Source organism: Zymobacter sp. IVIA_12111.31 C1, assembly GCF_047495495.1.
Classification (GTDB): domain Bacteria; phylum Pseudomonadota; class Gammaproteobacteria; order Pseudomonadales; family Halomonadaceae; genus Zymobacter.
Map to the genome: position 1 here is coordinate 1,736,595 of NZ_CP179930.1, position 15,712 is coordinate 1,752,306.

At 55.9% G+C, this 15,712-nt stretch carries 21 protein-coding genes; 19 read left to right on the top strand and 2 right to left on the bottom strand.

The genetic code is table 11. From position 1 onward, the window contains the following. The first annotated feature begins 2 nt into the window (after window positions 1-2). Both ACMHYW_RS07735 and ACMHYW_RS07740 read left to right on the top strand, forming a co-directional pair. Window positions 3-1,535, top strand: a complete 1,533-nt coding sequence (locus ACMHYW_RS07735; protein WP_414499423.1) for a DUF1073 domain-containing protein — start codon at window positions 3-5, stop codon at window positions 1,533-1,535. Beyond that, on the top strand, window positions 1,480-2,250 hold the full coding sequence (locus ACMHYW_RS07740; protein WP_414499424.1) for a phage minor head protein: 771 nt from the start codon (window positions 1,480-1,482) through the stop codon (window positions 2,248-2,250). Before ACMHYW_RS07735 ends, ACMHYW_RS07740 begins: the two co-directional genes overlap by 56 nt. On the opposite strand, the gene ACMHYW_RS07745 is transcribed toward ACMHYW_RS07740, so the two are convergent. Next, the gene (locus tag ACMHYW_RS07745; protein ID WP_414499425.1) at window positions 2,247-2,552 is read right to left on the bottom strand and encodes an addiction module antidote protein; all 306 of its coding nucleotides are present in this window, start codon (window positions 2,550-2,552) and stop codon (window positions 2,247-2,249) included. The two genes, ACMHYW_RS07740 and ACMHYW_RS07745, sit on opposite strands and share 4 nt — an antisense overlap. Continuing rightward, window positions 2,549-2,851, bottom strand: a complete 303-nt coding sequence (locus tag ACMHYW_RS07750) for a type II toxin-antitoxin system RelE/ParE family toxin (protein ID WP_414499426.1) — start codon at window positions 2,849-2,851, stop codon at window positions 2,549-2,551. Before ACMHYW_RS07750 ends, ACMHYW_RS07745 begins: the two co-directional genes overlap by 4 nt. A gap of 98 nt (window positions 2,852-2,949) precedes the next feature. Here ACMHYW_RS07750 and ACMHYW_RS07755 point away from each other — a divergent pair, with 98 nt between their 5' ends. From ACMHYW_RS07755 to ACMHYW_RS07835, 17 genes are all read left to right on the top strand, one after another. Continuing rightward, on the top strand, window positions 2,950-4,167 hold the full coding sequence (locus ACMHYW_RS07755) for a DUF2213 domain-containing protein (RefSeq protein ID WP_414499427.1): 1,218 nt from the start codon (window positions 2,950-2,952) through the stop codon (window positions 4,165-4,167). A gap of 3 nt (window positions 4,168-4,170) precedes the next feature. Continuing rightward, entirely contained in the window at window positions 4,171-4,656 is a 486-nt protein-coding gene (locus tag ACMHYW_RS07760; protein ID WP_414499428.1) for a hypothetical protein, read from the top strand. Window position 4,657: 1 nt separating this feature from the next. Beyond that, entirely contained in the window at window positions 4,658-5,653 is a 996-nt protein-coding gene (locus ACMHYW_RS07765) for a major capsid family protein (RefSeq protein ID WP_414499429.1), read from the top strand. 3 nt (window positions 5,654-5,656) lie between these two features. Further along, on the top strand, window positions 5,657-6,010 hold the full coding sequence (locus ACMHYW_RS07770) for a hypothetical protein (protein WP_414499430.1): 354 nt from the start codon (window positions 5,657-5,659) through the stop codon (window positions 6,008-6,010). A gap of 3 nt (window positions 6,011-6,013) precedes the next feature. Next, window positions 6,014-6,463: a DUF4054 domain-containing protein gene (locus tag ACMHYW_RS07775; RefSeq protein WP_414499431.1), complete on the top strand. Its 450-nt coding sequence runs from the start codon at window positions 6,014-6,016 to the stop codon at window positions 6,461-6,463. Then, window positions 6,441-6,911, top strand: a complete 471-nt coding sequence (locus ACMHYW_RS07780) for a hypothetical protein (RefSeq protein WP_414499432.1) — start codon at window positions 6,441-6,443, stop codon at window positions 6,909-6,911. The genes ACMHYW_RS07775 and ACMHYW_RS07780 overlap by 23 nt, the downstream gene beginning before the upstream one ends. Next, complete coding sequence (locus tag ACMHYW_RS07785; RefSeq protein WP_414499433.1) at window positions 6,898-7,266, top strand: hypothetical protein; 369 nt, start codon at window positions 6,898-6,900, stop codon at window positions 7,264-7,266. Before ACMHYW_RS07780 ends, ACMHYW_RS07785 begins: the two co-directional genes overlap by 14 nt. Next, a complete protein-coding gene (locus ACMHYW_RS07790) occupies window positions 7,251-7,775 on the top strand; it encodes an LIC_12616 family protein (protein ID WP_414499434.1) in 525 nt (174 codons plus the stop codon). The genes ACMHYW_RS07785 and ACMHYW_RS07790 overlap by 16 nt, the downstream gene beginning before the upstream one ends. A gap of 9 nt (window positions 7,776-7,784) precedes the next feature. Next, window positions 7,785-9,281 (top strand): DUF3383 domain-containing protein, encoded by a 1,497-nt coding sequence (locus tag ACMHYW_RS07795; RefSeq protein ID WP_414499435.1) that lies wholly within the window; start codon window positions 7,785-7,787, stop codon window positions 9,279-9,281. A 10-nt stretch (window positions 9,282-9,291) separates the two neighbouring features. After that, entirely contained in the window at window positions 9,292-9,729 is a 438-nt protein-coding gene (locus ACMHYW_RS07800) for a phage tail fiber protein (RefSeq protein ID WP_414499436.1), read from the top strand. Beyond that, window positions 9,730-10,143 (top strand): hypothetical protein, encoded by a 414-nt coding sequence (locus tag ACMHYW_RS07805; RefSeq protein ID WP_414499437.1) that lies wholly within the window; start codon window positions 9,730-9,732, stop codon window positions 10,141-10,143. A 202-nt stretch (window positions 10,144-10,345) separates the two neighbouring features. Further along, window positions 10,346-12,760 (top strand): transglycosylase SLT domain-containing protein, encoded by a 2,415-nt coding sequence (locus ACMHYW_RS07810; RefSeq protein WP_414499438.1) that lies wholly within the window; start codon window positions 10,346-10,348, stop codon window positions 12,758-12,760. Next, window positions 12,753-13,547: a phage baseplate protein gene (locus tag ACMHYW_RS07815; RefSeq protein WP_414499439.1), complete on the top strand. Its 795-nt coding sequence runs from the start codon at window positions 12,753-12,755 to the stop codon at window positions 13,545-13,547. Before ACMHYW_RS07810 ends, ACMHYW_RS07815 begins: the two co-directional genes overlap by 8 nt. Further along, window positions 13,544-13,843, top strand: a complete 300-nt coding sequence (locus ACMHYW_RS07820) for a phage baseplate plug protein (RefSeq protein WP_414499440.1) — start codon at window positions 13,544-13,546, stop codon at window positions 13,841-13,843. The genes ACMHYW_RS07815 and ACMHYW_RS07820 overlap by 4 nt, the downstream gene beginning before the upstream one ends. A gap of 113 nt (window positions 13,844-13,956) precedes the next feature. Further along, on the top strand, window positions 13,957-14,496 hold the full coding sequence (locus ACMHYW_RS07825) for a PAAR domain-containing protein (protein ID WP_414499441.1): 540 nt from the start codon (window positions 13,957-13,959) through the stop codon (window positions 14,494-14,496). After that, window positions 14,493-15,317, top strand: a complete 825-nt coding sequence (locus ACMHYW_RS07830) for a polymorphic toxin type 44 domain-containing protein (protein WP_414499442.1) — start codon at window positions 14,493-14,495, stop codon at window positions 15,315-15,317. Before ACMHYW_RS07825 ends, ACMHYW_RS07830 begins: the two co-directional genes overlap by 4 nt. After that, window positions 15,299-15,682: a hypothetical protein gene (locus tag ACMHYW_RS07835; protein WP_414499443.1), complete on the top strand. Its 384-nt coding sequence runs from the start codon at window positions 15,299-15,301 to the stop codon at window positions 15,680-15,682. Before ACMHYW_RS07830 ends, ACMHYW_RS07835 begins: the two co-directional genes overlap by 19 nt. The last annotated feature ends 30 nt before the right edge of the window (window positions 15,683-15,712 follow it).

Consider the following 15,712-nt stretch of genomic DNA (forward strand, 5'->3'; position numbering starts at 1 on the left):
ACATGTGGCCATTCCGCAAAACACAGCATGATCCGGCCCCTGTTGTCGATCGTGTTGAGAAAGACCGCGGCATTCCGATCGGGCAGCTGATGGACATGCTGGATAACGATGATGCCGTGGCTGCCGCATCTAGCGTGCTTAAGCCGTATGAGCCGCCCGCAGGCGTAGTGCCTGAGGGCAAGCGTGATCGTGCCGTAGCGATGGCCGCTGATGCCCTGCCGATGGATGCGCGCATGCTGTACACGGGGGTGCATGCCTTCCGCGGCTATGACTGGCTAGGTCAGAAGGCGCAAGAGCCTGAATATCGCTACATGGCCGAGACCAACGCCAACGATATGACCCGCAAGTGGATCAAGGTCAAGGCAATGGAAGGCGGCGACTACGCCGAGAAGATCAAAGCCATTGAGGAAGAGCTGCGCCGTTTAGATGTTCGCGCCATGTTCCGCCAAGCGCTGGAGCACGACGATTACTTCGGCCGTGGCACGCTGTACATCGAGGTCAAGACCCCGAAAGGCTCGAATGCCTCGCGCGTTGATGGCGAGTGCGCCACCGAGCTGTTCCTCGATCCGCGCAAGATCCCTCGTGACAGCATAGTATCCCTGCGCGTGATTGAGCCGCGCTGGCTGTTCCCCGGGCCATACAACACGGACAGTCCGCTTAAGGGCAACTTCTACCAGCCGCAGCTGTGGTATTGCCAGGGCGATGAAGTGCACGACTCACGCTTACTGACGTTTATCAGTCGCCCTGTGCCGGACATTCTCAAGCCCGTGTACAACTTCGGCGGTCTGTCGCTGACGCAGCTGGCCCATGACTACGTGACCAACTGGCAGCGCACCCGCGACTACGTGGCGAAGATGCTGCGCTCCTACAGCTGCACCGTGCTGAAAACTGAGATGGGCACGGGCATACAGGGGCTGGTTAACCACAAACTAATAGACCGTTTGCGAGCCTTTGCGCGCCTCCGTGATAACAATGGCGTTTTCGCGCTTAACAAAGACTCGGAAGAGCTTGAGCAAATCAATACTCCTCTGGCTGGCCTAAAGGATCTAAAAGAGCAGGCGCTCGAAGAGCTGTGCGTCGTTGCTCGCCAGCCCCGCGTGAAGCTATTGCGCAAAGGTGCTGCGGGTCTGAATGCGTCGTCCGAAGGCGAGATTCGCATGTACTACGACGACGTGCATGCAACGCAAGAAGACGTGATGCGCAAGCCGCTCAAGCGCTTGATTGAAATCATCCAGCTGTCACTGTTCGGCAAGATCGACGACGCGATCGACTTCGAGTTCGTGCCGCTGTATCAGTTGAGCGAGAAAGAGCGCTCGGACGTACGGGCACAGGATGCGAAGACGCGCCAGACCGATATCCAGTCCGGTGTGGTTACCGCTGAGGAGGCGCGCCAGTCACTGGCTGCTGATGAAGGCTGCCCTTACCCCTTGGACAAGGACGGTAACGGCGAGATTGACCCGATAGCGCTGGAGGATATGGATGATGACGAAACGACCCAAGACCCTGCCCAGCGTGACACCGAACGCGGGCGTTGAATCGGCGTACAGGAAAGAGCTGGTCGGTATGGTCGATGACCTGCACCGCAGCATGGCAACCGAGGTGCTGCGCGGCATGAAAAACACGGGCCTCGCTCAAGACGGCCCCGTCGATATTCTGAACGGCATCATCAACCGCGTAGCCGATAGCCTGCTGTCTCGTCTTAATCGCGTTGCGGAAAGAATGGCCGAACGCTTCATCTCGTCTGTCATGCAGAATGCTGACGTATCGCTATTCGCCTCGATGAGAGAGGCTGGCCTGATCGTCAAGATGACCATGACCGAAGAGATGGCCGATGCCTACGATGCCGTGCGCGCTGAAAACGTAGCGCTCATCAAGTCGATCCCCGAGCAGTATCACCGACAGGTTGAGGTGCTGGTCAATGAATCAGTGGCCCGAGGCCGTGACCTCAAGTATCTGGCCGACGAGCTGCACAAGCGTTATGACATCACCCGCCGCCGCGCCGAGTTCATTGCACGCGATCAGAATGACAAGGCCACCAGTACGCTGACCGCTGCACGGCAACGCCAGCAGGGCTTCACCCATGGCGAATGGATGCACAGCCACGCGGGCAAAGAGCCCCGGCAATCGCACGTTCGCGCTAACGGTAAGACGTTTGAGCTGGCCAAAGGCATGAAGATCAATGATGAATGGATCATGCCCGGCCAGCTCATCAACTGCCGCTGTACGTGGCAGCCGATTATTCCCTTTTAGTGATGCTGAGCAACGGGCTCAAGCGTAACGCGATAACCAAGCGCGCCTGCTAGTTTGGATATCGTTGCAAAACTAGGGTTCCCTTGTCCGGACAAGGCTCGATAGACACCTTCACGGCTCATATGTGTATCTCGTGCCAGCTGGCTGATGTTCCGTGCGCGGGCAATATTTCCCAGCGCTTGTGCGATTATCGAAGGATCACCATCTTCGATAGCCGCTTCGAGATAAGCCTGAATATCTTCTTCAGAGCAAAGGTAGTCAGCCGTGTCATAACGACTAAACGTCACTTTATCGGTAGTCATTGTTTCTCTCTCCACGCTTTGGCAATTTCCTTAGCTTTAGCTATATCGCTACTTTGCGTGCTTTTGTCTCCACCACACAGGAGAAGAATCACGATAGGCCCTTTCTGTTGGTAATAGACACGGTAACCGGGGCCATAATCAATACGCATTTCTGAAATACCGTCACCGACGGGCTTTACATCGCCAGCATTGTCAGCTTGCAGGCGGTCAAGCCTAAGCGAGATTCGGGCACGTGCACGACGATCACGAAGTCTAGTGAACCACCGCTTAAACACTGAGGTTTGGATGATCTCTTTCATATGCCAACTATAGTTGACAAACATCCAAATCGTCAACCACACCTGACAATTTTAAGGCTCGCCACGGCGGGCCTTTTTCATATCTACGAGACATCACCATGAATCGAAACGACGTGCTCGCTTTCGATGCCCAGTCGCAGCGCGAGTACACCCCTGACGGCCAGCTGCGCATCAAGATGACGCCTATTAGCAAGGCCAACGTCTGCACCTATTACGGTCGCGAGATTCCCGACGGCCCTACACTCGGGCTTGATCCCAACAAAGGCTATCGCTTGTACCGCGATCCTGACGAGCTACGCAAAGGCGCATCGACGTTTGACGGCGTACAGCTGCTTTCCCAGCACGTCCCCGTCTGCGCGGCTGACCATAAGCCCGAGCTGATCGTCGGCGCTGTAGGCAGTGGCGTTGCCTTTGATGGCACCTTTCTCAAGGCCCCGCTATCGGTCTGGTCGAATGACGCCATCCTCGGCATCGAACGCAATACCAAGCGCGAGCTGTCCAGTGCCTACCGCTACCGCGCTGACATGACCCCCGGCACTACCCCCGACGGCGAACCGTATGACGGTGTCATGCGCGACATCATCGGCAACCACGTTGCACTCGTTACCCGAGGCCGCGCAGGCCCCGAGGTAATGGCTGAAGACGCAAACCCCACGGAGTACCTCCCTATGAAACGCACCCCCGCAATGGTGGCTATGCGTGCGGCACTGACTGGCTTCGCTAGCGCGACCATGGCTGCCGACGCTGCGCCGCTGGATATCAACAAACTGACCCAAGGCGAACGCACTGCCGAGCAGATCGCGCAGGACGCCGCCGCACAAGACAGCAGCATCGACGCCGAGAAGCTGACTGGCGTGCTGAAAGCTGCCGAAGAATCTGCCGGTCAGGACTTCGACGAACCGAAGCCTTCTGATCCAAAGCCAGAGCCGACCAAGCCCGTACAGGAGCCCGCCAAGGTGGCCCAAGATCAGAAGCCGCAAGCGCCTGCAGGCTTTGCGATGGATGAAGCGACGTTCCGTCGTGAGCTGCAGCTAGCACAAGACGCCGCAGTACAGCGCGTTCGCGCCGAAGAGCAGGCCCGCAATGAAGTGCGCCCGATCGTCGGTGAAGTCGCTGCGATGGACAGCGCCGAAGCGGTCTACAAGTTCGCCCTCGACAGCGCAGGCATCCCGACCGAAGGCGTCCACCCGTCAGCGTTCCCTGCAATGGTCGCCATGCTCAAGCAGCAGAAAACAATCGCGCAGGACGCTGCACCGCGTGCTGTATCCCAGAGCGAGCAGAAAGAGCTCGCCGCCATCTTCGGCGAAGGAGCATAACCCATGGCTTTCCAGACTCACGTTAACCGCTATCAAGCGCCCGGTATTCCCGGCACGTTTGCATCCAACAACCCGAGCTACAGCGCCGTCGGTGGTGAGAACCAGTACGTCGCCTGCGAGAACGGCGTACTGATCGGCCGCTTTGGCTGGACAGATGCTAACGGCCGCATTGCGAACGCTGGTGGCGCTGCCCCGCTGGGCTTCATCCTGCACAGCGACCTGAAAGGCATCATGTACGACATCCGTGATCGCGCCTCTATGGCTGTTCCGGCTGGCCGTCCGGTCACCCTGATGCAGATGGGCGACTTCTGGGCAGTCACTGGTACTGCTGCGACGGTCGGCCAGAAAGTCTTCGCGAAGCTTGCTGACGGCACATTAGTCACTGGCAATGCTGGCGCCACTGTCGATGGCGCTATCGAAACCAAGTTCCACGTCGCTACCGCTGGCGCTGCTGGCGAGACCATCAAAATCACCACAGGAGGCCTGTGATATGGCTGTCACTATCGACCAAGTGCTGCGCGAAGCCGCCGCGCGAGGCATTCACTACCAAGACGGCGTTCGTCCGACCATGCTGGCCAGCGACTCCGTGCCGAGCATGATCACCACGCCTAACGGCGGTGTTCCTGCGGCATTCACGACTTACCTTGACCCTCAAGTTGTCCGTATTGCCCTCGCGCCACTCAAATCCGAAGCTATTTTGCCCGCGACTCAGAAAGGCAGTTGGACTAAAACCGACCTGCTCTTCCCTATCGTTGAAGCTACAGGCGAAGCCACGGCTTATGGCGATTACGATAACAACGGCATTGTCAATGCGAACGTCAACTGGGAGCGCCGTCAGGCGTATGTCTTCCAGACCCACGTCAAGGTCGGCGACATGGAAGTTGAACGCGGCGCAGAAATGAACTTCAACGTCGTGGGCGAGAAACAGCAATCGGGAATCATGACCCTCAACCGCCTGCGCAATAAGATCAACTTCTATGGTGTTGAAGGCCTTGAAGTGCGCGGCATCCTCAATGACAAGGACCTGCCATCCCCGAGCACTCCGGCAGGCGGCACCAAGTGGTCGTCGAAGGCTCCCGAGGACATCGTAGCCGACGTGCTAAGCCTGTTCGCTGACGCTCAGAAACGCTCCGAGGGCACCCTTGAAATGGACAGTCCGATGGTGCTGGCGATCTCGCCGAACCTTGAGCCTGTGCTGGGCCGCACCAACTCCTACGGCTTGGAAATCAAGGCACAGCTGCAGAAGAAATTCTCGAAGCTGCGCATTGAGACCGCGCCGGAATACGCGACGGCCAACGGCGAGCTGGTACAGCTGATCCCTGATCGCGTGATGGGTTACGAAGTCGGTAACACGGTCTTCACCGAGCGCCTGCGCTTCCACCGCACCGAGATTCGCACCTCCAGCTACGCGCAGAAACTGTCCGCCGGTACCGCTGGTGCTGTCATTAAATACCCTTACGGGATCGCACAAATGTTGGGAGTGTAAGACATGGCTAAAGTAGTAATCGGCTGCAAGCTGCCGCACGGCTTGCGCATGAACATTGAAGGCACGGAAGTCCACCTCAAGGGAGCGAACAGCTCCCTTATTTTTGGCGGCTACGGCATGACTGAGGTCGATAGCGATCTGGCCGACAAGCTGTTCGATCAGTACGCCGATGCCGAGTACATCAAGCGCGAAATGATCTTCAAGCAGGCTAACGCCAAGTCTGCTCAGTCCGCAGCCGAAGAGCGCAAGGATGAGAAGACGGGCCTCGAAGGTCTCAACAAAGATGCTCCAATGCCTGGCATCACGCCCACCGACGAGCAGAAGACCAATAACCAGAAAGCCAAGGGCAAGGAGTAAGCCATGACCGCCGTCACGTTCGACCCGGCGGCATTCAAGGGCCGCTATCCGGAGTTCTTGGCAGTGGCTGATGCCACGCTAACAGACGTGTTCGACGAAGCCTGCCTGCTGATCGACAACAGCGATGCTAGCCCAGTGTCTGACGTGACGCGCCGCAAGATCATGCTATGGCTGGCCGTGGCTCACCTCGCCAAGCTGGGTGGACTAGCCGAACAAGCGGAAGGTGTTGCCTCAGGCACGCCCGCTGGGCGCATTACAAACGCCCGCGAAGGCTCGGTATCAGTGTCGTTTAGCGTTGGCCCTGAGACAGATGAGAACGCGTTCTGGCTGCAAACAGCCTACGGCCAGCAGCTGTGGAAGCTGATGGCACCGTACCGCCAAGCCGTCTACGTGCCGGGTACCGCTTACCCGCCGTCATGGGAGGATGATTATGGCTTCACTCAAGGGTGGTGACGCGCTAAAGCGCCGCCTTGCCAACATCGCTAAGCGACTAGATGGCGCACAGGAACTGCGCGTCGGCTTTCTTGAAGGTGCGGCCTACCCCGATGGAACGCCAGTTGCCACGGTAGCCGCTACTAACGAGTTCGGACGGCCGGACAAAGGCCAACCTCCCCGCCCATTCTTCCGCACAATGATCGATGAGAACTCCCCGAACTGGGGCCGTCAGATCGGCAAGCTGCTCAAGGCTAACGGTGGCGACTCTGCGGCAGCACTGGACGCTATGGGATCGGTGATCAAAGGGCAGCTACAGCGCTCAATCAACCAATTCACGTCCCCGCCGCTGGCACCGTCGACTGTGGCTGCCAAGGGCTTCGATAAGCCGTTGATCGACACCGCCCACATGCTGCGCAGCGTTGATTACGAAGTCGTGGGCAATGGAGGCAACGATGAATCTGCATAGCATCGCGTCAGGCGCTATTGGCGCAATCAATCCGCATCAGAAAGCATCTGTCATCGTTCAAAGTGGCTATCAGACACTGCCCTCGGGCAAGACGGTACCCAAGCATTCTGAGCCTGTTGAAGTGTTGCTGCAACGTCAGGAGCTGTCACAGAAAGACCTTGCCCATATCGCTGGACTGAACGTGCAGGGCCAACTGTGCGCGGTGTACCTCAACGGCCAGCACAGTGGCATCGTGCGGCCCGACGGCAAAGGTGGCGAGCAGTTCACCCTCGCTGACGGCACGGTCTGGAAAGTGATCGCGGTGCCCGAGCAGTGGCCCGACTGGTCGAAGGTGATCCTATGCCGACAAACGTGACCGTTAGCCTGACCATTGACGACCTAATGACCGCCTTGCGCGGTTTTTTGCTATCTGCGACCGGGGTAAGCGAGGTCATTCAGGCGCTTGGTAACAACGTACCGATGCCTAAGGGCGAGTGCATCATTCTGTCAGATATCGGCACTCGTGGCCTGTCGACGGATATCACCGAGTACGACGGAGCCAATGGTACCGCCCAGCACTCGAGATCCACGCAGTGGCGCTGCCAAGTGGACATCTACGGCGAACGCGCCCACGACCTCGCCACGATCATCGCGACGCTCTGGCGCTCGACCTACGGCTGTGACGACCTTGCTCAACGCTTGCCAGGCTTCCAACCGCTCTACTCGTCCGAACCGCGTCAGATGAACTTCATCAGTGGCGAGGCCAACTACGAGCCGCGCTACACGCTCGATCTGATCAGCAACTTCCGCCCGATCGTCACCGTCCCTCAAGCCTTTGCCCAACGCCTTGAACTCTCTACCACCAAGGCCGACACCCACGAATAAGGAGCAGCCATGTCTATCCCCATGAGTAACATCATCAGCATGTTGCCCGGCGTCATCGCGGCGGCCGGTAACGCGCTGAACCTGAACGGCGTCTTTCTGACCCAATCCACCAAGGTGCCCGCCCGTACCGCGCCGTACTTTGGCTCCGCCGATGCCGTCGGCGACTACTTCGGCTATGACGCTGATGAGTATGCCGCTGCTGTGGCGTACTTCACTGCCGACGACAACAAACAGGCCGTGCCGGGACGCGTATACTTCTTTCACTACGCGACGGCGTCCACTGCGGCGAGTCTCTCTAGCGGCAGCCTCGCCGATATGACCGTCGACAAACTCAAAGAGGTCAACGGATTTATCAGCGTTCTTGTCGATGGCACTGAGAAGCGCGTCGAGAATCTTGATTTATCCGCGGCCACCTCATTTATCAACGCTGCCGCCCTGCTCTCCGATGCCCTGAAAGCCAACGTCAGCTACGACACCACCCGTAAGTGCTTCGTGGTTACATCTGGCACTACAGGTACCAAATCCACACTGGCCTATGCCATGGGAGCGGGTGCCGACACTCTGAAACTCAGTTCTGGCTCGGGGGCGGTACTGGCCGCACAGGGTACCGACGCCGACACGCCGAACACGGCGATGACTGCGCTCGGACATATCACTCAAGCATGGGCCACCTTCACCACCATGTGGGAGCCCACCAAGGAAGAGAAACTCGGCTTTACAGCATGGTCGGGTGCGCAAAACAACCGCTTCCTGTATGTGGCGTGGGATACAGATGCCAATGCGTTCGTTGCCAACGATACGAGCTGCTTCGGTGCCCAGATCAAGGCCAACAAAGCGGCAGGCGTTGTTGCGCTGGCAGGTGAAGCCTCTCAGCTGGCCCAGCTGCGCAAGGTGGCGGCCTTCTTGATGGGTGCGATCGCATCCACTGACTACGACCGTACCAACGGCCGCAAATCGCTGGCCTTCAAGTCCCAGTCCGGTCTTGCTGCCATCGTCACTGACGCTTCTAAGGCAGCCACAGCGATTGCCAATGGCTACAACATCTATGGCGCATACGCCACCGCGCAAGACAGCTTCAATTGGCTATATCCCGGCACAATCCCCGGCAAGTTCAACACTATTTCCGCTTACGTGAACCAGATCTGGCTCAACGCTCAGATCCAGTACGCGCTGGCGGTGCTGATTAGCCAGGTCAACAGCGTGCCGTTCAATACTGACGGCGATGGCCTGATCGAAGCGGCGGTGCTTGATGCCCTCAATACGGGCGTGAACGCAGGCGTGATTCGTAAAGGTGTGTCGCTGAGCGAGTCGCAGAAGCAGCAGTTGTTCAATGCGATCGGCCGCGACGTATCGAGCGCGATGGAAGCCAAAGGCTACATCTTCATCCCGGGCTGCTCCACGGCCTCGGCGGCCCAGCGCACCGACGGCATCATCAAGCCCGCGCTCTACTATAACGATGGCGGCGAAGTGCGCTCCATCTCCATGACCTCTACAGCCGTGCTCTAAGGAGTCATTTATGGCGAGCAAGACCCTGACCTCAGCGAACTGCACGTTCTACCTGACGGTCGAGAATCTCTACACCACTCCGCGCAAGCTGGAAGGCTACGGCGCGGACAATATTTTCAGCACCGACGCCGTGGACTTGGCCGAAACCGTCATGGGGGCCGATGGCGTCCTGCACGCCGGTAAAATCTTTGTCGAGACGCCGCAAGAGTTTCAGCTGATGCCCGACAGCAACGGCTGCACGATCATGGAGAACTGGGTGCAGGCGCAGGAGACGGCCCGCGAGGTCTATCAGGCCAGTGCCACGTTCACGATCCCGTCGATCGGCAAAAAATACACCTGCACCAATGGCTTTCTGGTGCGTGCGCCCAAATTCCCTACCGCAGGTAAGATCCTGCAGGCGATGCCGTTCTCTATCAAATGGGGCAGCGTTACCGTGGAGGACGTGTAAATGGCACGCCGACAGACAACCTACACGATTGAAGGCGGCCGCGATAACGGCAAGACCTTCCTGTTGACGGAGATGGCCGCCGATCAGGCAGAACAGTTCGCGTGGAAAGTCGCATGTGCCGCCTACAATGGCGGCATGGGCATTCCCTACGACTTACTGAAATCCGGCTGGGCAGGCTTGGCGCACATTGGCCCGGGGCTACTGACGGCGATTCCGTACGAGGTACTGAAACCGCTACTTGATGACATGCTCCAATGCGTGAAGATCATCCCCGAGCCTAGCCGTCCCGGCACAACGCGGCCTTTTGACTACGCCGATATCGAAGAGGCCACGACGCTGCTGGCCCTACGTGCGGAGGTGTTCAAGCTGCACGTAAATTTTTCCAACGCCGCCGAGAACTCGACCTCCGCCTGATCCCGCCCGCCCCCTACGCTAGCCAGCTTGCCGCTTACGAAAACGTACTGCCCAGCATTGCGGCGGTCGTCTCCGCACGTCTAGCGACCAAGGCGGAGCTCTCGACCACACTGGGCGTGCATGATCTGTATGAGCTGCTCGAGATTCTGCAGGTGGACAGCCATAACGCCTATGTGGCCAACGATTACGCAAGGAGCCGCTCATGAGCGACAACAACAACCAAATCGATTCGCTAACCGTTGGTCTTGGCCTTGACTCCAGTGACTTCAAACGCGGCCAGCGAGAAATTGATGCAGGTCTTGAGCAGCTGGAACAAAGCGCTGACGATGCCGCCCATAGCGTAGATAACCTCGGCGATAAGGCGGGCGAAGCAGGTAACGCACTGAATGATCTTGGCGGCCAATCCGGTAATGCCACCAAAGGTGTCGAGGGCCTCGGTCAGTCTGCAGACAATACCTCTGATAGCGTCGAAGACTTGGGTGATGCCGCCAAAGATACGGCCGAGAGCGTCGACGATATGGGCGACGCCGCTGGGGGTGCAGCTGACGACATCGAGGAGCTGGGTGACACCGCCCTAACGACGGCTGAAAAGATTGAGGAACTCCAAGAGCAAATCAAGGCACTTCAGGAAGATGCGGAAGACGCTGCCGATGAAATCGCCGATCTACAGGACGAGTTGGACAACCTCAACCAGTCCAGCGGCAGAACCGGCCGCACGGTAGGCAGCCACTTCGATCAAGTCACCCGCTCGGTACGTGGGCTCGCCAACGAAGTGATGGGCCTGATGGCGCTCAACAAGATGGCTGGCGGCGGCTATGGAAACGCCGCCGGACAGGCCATTGAGAAAGACACGGCGATCAATCGTCAGGCGGAAAGCATCGGTATCGCCCCTTCACGGTTAAATGCATGGGGCAACGCGACCGAGCTTGAAGGGGGAACCGCCGAAGAAGGTCGCAATTTCCTGCAACGCATCAACGACGCCTTTGTCGGGCATACGATAGATGCACGCCAGATACCCGAGCTTTTGCTCAAGAACGTGAACTCCCGCAATCCTGACGGCTCACAACGCGCTGTCAACGATATGGCGATCGATACCCTCGACGTTCTGTTCAACAAAGCTGACGAGCGACAGCGCTCGCTGATCATTCGCGACTTTTTTGGGGGCGGTGCAGGACTGACTCGCCTAGCGGGTATGGGGCACGCTGGTGTTGAGCAGGCCCTCTTGAAGGCAGAGCATCGTGCCAACCTGTCCAATCAAGATTTCCAGAACATTGATCAGTTCTCGCGTGCCCTTCGAGAGGCGCGTCAGAATGTCGAGGGTTTTGGTAACGGCCTGCTGTCGTGGACGGCAAAGGTCTTCGGCCCGTTCCTTGAAAACCTGAACAAAAACCACCCCGAGCTTGTCGGCGCAGGGGGGGCCGCACTGTCTGTGGGTGTACCGCTAGCAGGCATGGCCGTACTCAGAAAGTGGCTACCCGGCGCAAGAGCTGCGGGAGCGGGAGCCGGTGCTGGAGCAGGCGCTGCAGAGATTGCAGGGGGTGGCGCTCTGACGGGGGCAGCAGTAGCAGGAATAGCGACGGCCGGCCTTTTTTTGCCAGGCAACTTCTTTGAAGACAAGATCGAAAGTGACGACGAATTAATCAAGAATATCGGCGATATAGATGATGACGGCACGCCTATAACAAGGCACGTATCACGCCCCAATGATACCTCTTGGAACAGCATCCCTCTGCAACGGCGCAAAGACATAATCGCCCAGCTGGATAAGTATGCCGCACAAGGCCTAGACGTAGAGCAACAGATACGCACACTGCCCACCATAGCAGAGCAGCAAGCCGTTACAGACCACTATCGACGAATTCTATGGTCAAAAACAGGTGGACAATCTGAGCTTGAGAATCAGCGTGAATTTGATCGTCAGCTAAAAGCTGCAGCACAACCCAAACCCTTAGAAGCTCCAGCGACAACACCGCCTACACCACAAGCCAATATAACCACCACCGCACCCCATTCTTTCGAAGAAATGCAACAGCGCATCGTCTATCAGGAGTCGCGCGGGCAGGATTACTGGCGCAGCGGCAAGAAAAAGGGCCAACCGGTCGTAAGCAAGGCGGGAGCCCGCTATAGCCGACAGGTCATGCCTGCAACGGCGCATGATCCGGGGTTTGGTATTCCTGCTGCACGCGATGAATCGCCGGAGGAATACAACCGTGTCGGCGACGCTCTAATGAAGGCACTTTACAGCTACTACAACGGTGACACCGACAAAGCGATGGCGGCCTACCACTCCGGCATGGGACGCGTGAATAAGTTGGTCGCCAATGCGGGCCGTAATGGCACTGATTGGCGGCAAGGCCTCGGGCCTAAAGGACGCGCCTATATTGGCTTCGATCCGCAGCAAATACCACAGCACCTGCTTAGCATGAACGACCCCGCCAATTACCCCGGCGTCCAGCAGGCCATGATCCGCAACGACAACCGTCGAATCACCAACACCACACATATCGACACCTTGCAGGTCACCACCGCAGGCGGTAGCCCCGAAGCGATGGCGCGCGGTGCGCAGTCAGCGCTCCAGCGTCATCCGCTGGCGCTGAATGGATCAGACTATGCCTAAGATCAACTTTCCCAACGTCCCTATCGCAGAAGGCGTGCCAAATCTAGCGCGCTCTGCCTATGGCATCGCTCAGACATCAGGCACGACTGGCCGTGTGACAGGGCTGACAGGCGGGATGGCCGGTACGTTTCTAGGCCACTACCTGAATGCCATGCTGGCCCCCACCTATGCCTTGCTCAATCAGCAGGACGAAAAGGTCATCGTGCCGGACGGGCCTGCGGAGTTTGAGATGAAAGGCGATGCCAGCGTATCGACCTACCCTGTCGAGCAAGGCGGCTTCCAGTCTTATAACAAGGTGGTCAATCCCGAAGACCTTAGCCTATCGCTGCTGTGCAACGGCCAAGGCCCGATGTCACACAAGGACTTCCTGAACACCTGTCATGAGCTGAAAAATGGCACCGACGTGATCAAACTGGTCACGCCGAAGTACGTGTACCCCTATGTCACCTGCATTGGGATGAGCCATCAAACAACCGCCCGTAATGGCGTCACGCTGTTGAAGGTAAACCTCACGTTCAAAGAAGTACGCGTAACGGGAACGACCTCTTTTCCGAATGCCAAAAAGGACAGCGGCACGCCGATGCGTGAGGGTGGACAGAGTTCAGCACAAACGGTAGACACCAGCAGCCTCCCGCTGATCTTCGACGGCTTCACATCACAGAATGGTGTCGTCACCAGCACAACAGTGAACGCCAACTGGCTTGACACGCTCACCAGCGGCTACGACCAGCTGAGCAAGTTTGACGACACGGCTCAGCGCTTCTTCGGCAAACTGGGGATAGGATGAACGTACAGATCATACCGCTACAGCAAGTGCCCTCTCAGCAGTTCAGCATCAACCTCAACAACCAACCCTGCACAATCAAAGTCCATCAGCGCGACGACCACGTCTACGTCGACCTGTACGCGAATGGTAAGGCTGTCGTGCTGGGCGCACTGGCACGGGACCGCGTCGGCCTAACGCGGCATGCATACCTCCCCTTCAACGGAGAGCTACTGTTTGTTGATACGCGGGAGCGCGATGATCCGCGCTACACGGATTTCAGTGCAAGGTGGTCTCTGTTATATCTCTATGACAGCTAACGCACGCCTTACCTGTCTTTTAAGACAGCTACCTCTATCGCTTACCCACATGATAAAAAAGCCTAAAAATACCAATCATGACAATAAGTTGTCTTTTAAAAAGAGGGTGGGCTATGAACATAAAGGGATGGGTGCGTTTGGGAGATAAAGCTGCCTGCGGAGGTGCGGTGGTTGAAGGGTGCCAAAATGTTATCAGTCATGGTCGACCGTTGGCACATGTGGGATCAGCCATGGCCTGCCCCTTCGGATGTCGCATCATCGAAGGCGATGCCACAACAACCTTACCTAACCGCAGGAATGCCGTGCTTCACGGTCACCGTACGTCTATGGGTTGCCCTATCGTATCATCTCTCAACAACGTCAATGGGCAAGGCACTTTGCCGGGAGAACCAATCGTCAATACATTCTATTCTGACCCCGGTAATCCACCGTCAGAAAAGACCGCTGGCGGCTGGCTGCCCGCGACACACGATGATCATTTCGTGATAGCCAACCCACATGGAGAGCCCATTCCCCACGTGCCCTATCGCATTCAGTTGGCAGATGGGCACATCGAAGAAGGCATCTCTGATATGGAAGGCAAAACGCATATACTGGCCCAGACTCTCAGCGCCCAAGAGTTTCGCGTTTGGATCAAGGCACCGACGACATGAACTCTATAGAACATAGTGAAGGTCAAGATACCTGGCGCTTAGTCGCCACAGGCACAACTACGCCTATCGAAGATAACACACCTAAAATCATTAACGTTTGTAACTGCCTAGAGCTAGGCTATTGGTGTGCTGAATATATCACGGGAGAAATGAAGAAAAATCCATTTACCCCAGAGGCCCAAAAAATCCGACGTCATTTAGAGAAATCAACTTTTACATCAACATACAATCGATTGTCTTGGTGGAAAAAAGCACTTTATGCCGCATTTCCTAAAACAGGCTATCTTTCTACATCAGGAAAACACTATTCATATGCTTGTTATCTATGGTATGAACAAGTTAGTTATAAAAAACCATGGGATCACAAAGTTTACTTGGGACAAGAGTTAAAAAGAATAACTATCGAAAAAAATATAAAAATATATAAAGATTCATGGGCGTGGAATAAAATAAACGGTCATGATTATTACTTTGACATCTGGTCTAATATTCATTATGGATATGTCGGGTATCTTGTAGGTTTTAGTGAAGATGCTTTGAGACGCGGCGCCGCCCTAGCACAAGCCAGAAATGATATTTTTTCGAAAAAACACTATATTCAATATCATAAGGAAAACGAAGATATAATTGCCAGCATGGATGATGTTAATGATCAAATATCCATTAATATAGGCATTGAGCTTGCAAAAACAAAGCCGCCAGAAGAACTGCAGCTTTTTGATTTGCTTTTTAAAATAGAGTCTATTCCTGTTCCATGGGGAGGAACAAACGAAAACGATTCTAAATCTAAAAGGGTTCATGAATGTCAACCAAAAAACTAGCCCTCTCCATGTGTGGAATAGTAATATTTATATTTTTATTATCTTATGGAATATATGGATTATTTTGTTTTTCTGGCGCAGAAATAAAAATCAACTCTCCAAAAGACGGTGAAAGCGTTTTTATCAGATTATATGTTGATGGGAACTACTATGACAAAATGGGAGTATCTTCTGGAGAAATTCGTAGTTTAGGAATCGATAATGAGGAACTGGGAAAATGCTCCCATGAGGGAATAATGATTGTTATAGAAAAAAATAGCAGAGCAATATCAGGCCTAGAAAGAGACTGTAATTTTAGATATCTTGAGATACAATTAAACAAAAATGGAGAAATAATAGAAAATGAAACAAAAATAATAAAATAATTTTCATTAAAACCCTGCCGAGGGCGGGGG

Coding starts and splice junctions, on each gene's coding strand:
- ACMHYW_RS07735 (WP_414499423.1), top strand. CDS start 3: ATGTGGCCATTCCGCAAAACACAGCATGATCCGGCCCCTGTTGTCGAT.
- ACMHYW_RS07740 (WP_414499424.1), top strand. CDS start 1,480: ATGATGACGAAACGACCCAAGACCCTGCCCAGCGTGACACCGAACGCG.
- ACMHYW_RS07745 (WP_414499425.1), bottom strand. CDS start 2,552: ATGACTACCGATAAAGTGACGTTTAGTCGTTATGACACGGCTGACTAC.
- ACMHYW_RS07750 (WP_414499426.1), bottom strand. CDS start 2,851: ATGAAAGAGATCATCCAAACCTCAGTGTTTAAGCGGTGGTTCACTAGA.
- ACMHYW_RS07755 (WP_414499427.1), top strand. CDS start 2,950: ATGAATCGAAACGACGTGCTCGCTTTCGATGCCCAGTCGCAGCGCGAG.
- ACMHYW_RS07760 (WP_414499428.1), top strand. CDS start 4,171: ATGGCTTTCCAGACTCACGTTAACCGCTATCAAGCGCCCGGTATTCCC.
- ACMHYW_RS07765 (WP_414499429.1), top strand. CDS start 4,658: ATGGCTGTCACTATCGACCAAGTGCTGCGCGAAGCCGCCGCGCGAGGC.
- ACMHYW_RS07770 (WP_414499430.1), top strand. CDS start 5,657: ATGGCTAAAGTAGTAATCGGCTGCAAGCTGCCGCACGGCTTGCGCATG.
- ACMHYW_RS07775 (WP_414499431.1), top strand. CDS start 6,014: ATGACCGCCGTCACGTTCGACCCGGCGGCATTCAAGGGCCGCTATCCG.
- ACMHYW_RS07780 (WP_414499432.1), top strand. CDS start 6,441: ATGGCTTCACTCAAGGGTGGTGACGCGCTAAAGCGCCGCCTTGCCAAC.
- ACMHYW_RS07785 (WP_414499433.1), top strand. CDS start 6,898: ATGAATCTGCATAGCATCGCGTCAGGCGCTATTGGCGCAATCAATCCG.
- ACMHYW_RS07790 (WP_414499434.1), top strand. CDS start 7,251: ATGCCGACAAACGTGACCGTTAGCCTGACCATTGACGACCTAATGACC.
- ACMHYW_RS07795 (WP_414499435.1), top strand. CDS start 7,785: ATGTCTATCCCCATGAGTAACATCATCAGCATGTTGCCCGGCGTCATC.
- ACMHYW_RS07800 (WP_414499436.1), top strand. CDS start 9,292: ATGGCGAGCAAGACCCTGACCTCAGCGAACTGCACGTTCTACCTGACG.
- ACMHYW_RS07805 (WP_414499437.1), top strand. CDS start 9,730: ATGGCACGCCGACAGACAACCTACACGATTGAAGGCGGCCGCGATAAC.
- ACMHYW_RS07810 (WP_414499438.1), top strand. CDS start 10,346: ATGAGCGACAACAACAACCAAATCGATTCGCTAACCGTTGGTCTTGGC.
- ACMHYW_RS07815 (WP_414499439.1), top strand. CDS start 12,753: ATGCCTAAGATCAACTTTCCCAACGTCCCTATCGCAGAAGGCGTGCCA.
- ACMHYW_RS07820 (WP_414499440.1), top strand. CDS start 13,544: ATGAACGTACAGATCATACCGCTACAGCAAGTGCCCTCTCAGCAGTTC.
- ACMHYW_RS07825 (WP_414499441.1), top strand. CDS start 13,957: ATGAACATAAAGGGATGGGTGCGTTTGGGAGATAAAGCTGCCTGCGGA.
- ACMHYW_RS07830 (WP_414499442.1), top strand. CDS start 14,493: ATGAACTCTATAGAACATAGTGAAGGTCAAGATACCTGGCGCTTAGTC.
- ACMHYW_RS07835 (WP_414499443.1), top strand. CDS start 15,299: ATGTCAACCAAAAAACTAGCCCTCTCCATGTGTGGAATAGTAATATTT.